1 protein-coding gene is annotated in these 798 nt (G+C 28.6%); it reads left to right on the forward strand.

Going from position 1 to position 798, the window contains the following annotated elements:
- The first annotated feature begins 50 nt into the window (after window positions 1-50).
- Entirely contained in the window at window positions 51-767 is a 717-nt protein-coding gene (locus tag IIF7_RS20640) for a hypothetical protein (RefSeq protein WP_084843565.1), read from the forward strand.
- Window positions 768-798 lie beyond the last annotated feature (31 nt).

The raw sequence follows: 798 nt of genomic DNA on the forward strand, positions 1-798 counted from the left end.
ACTGTCCATACTCGAAACCGTTGGCAAGCATTAGAAACTGATAAACAGAAATGAAATTCCTTAAATTTTTTACATCTTTCATTTTATTTCTCATAATACTTAGTTGCGTTTCAAATAATGATAAAGACTGTATTATTTGTAACGATTCAAATTTATCTTTTCGCACTAATTTTCAGCAAGAAGAAAAGCAATTAGTACTTATTGAAAAGGGTTCTGCAGAATACAATACTTTAAAACATTACATTAATAATTTAGATAAACTGGATCAAAAAGAAAATTTAAACACTTATCCTTTCTATGCTATTACTGGAGAAAATTTAAAAATACTTATTAATCCAAATAGAATTGATATTGATTATAAAAACGCGAATAACGAACGAATTAAACTTTCAAAAGAAATTTCAACAGATGAATTTCTCAATTTTAATTATTTATCTCAAACTGGCATGGAAATTTTTGATTTTGGAAACATATATGGAAAAGGGAATTTTCGAAAAGCTAAATATATCGAGTGCGGAATTTTTCGTCAAGAAATAGATTATAAATATAAGGTAGGAAAGTGGAAGTTTTGGGATTTGAAAAGAAACTTGATTGCGGAGGGAGAATTTGAAATTGATAGTGCATTAGCTATCGGAAGAGGAGGATGCGATTATATGGTAAAGATGTCAAAAGTTAAAGGTGACAAATGGATATTTTACGACGAAAATGGAAAAGAAATTAAAGGAACAATTGAACAAATTTATAACATTGAAAATGCAAAATACTAACGCATGCCAACAACGCGTATAGCCAATTGCG

It is taken from the genome of Zunongwangia atlantica 22II14-10F7, from assembly GCF_002094855.1.
Lineage (GTDB): Bacteria > Bacteroidota > Bacteroidia > Flavobacteriales > Flavobacteriaceae > Zunongwangia > Zunongwangia atlantica.

Bases quoted from the DNA above. Each gene is read 5' to 3' on its own strand.
- IIF7_RS20640 (WP_084843565.1), top strand. From the start codon at position 51: ATGAAATTCCTTAAATTTTTTACATCTTTCATTTTATTTCTCATAATA.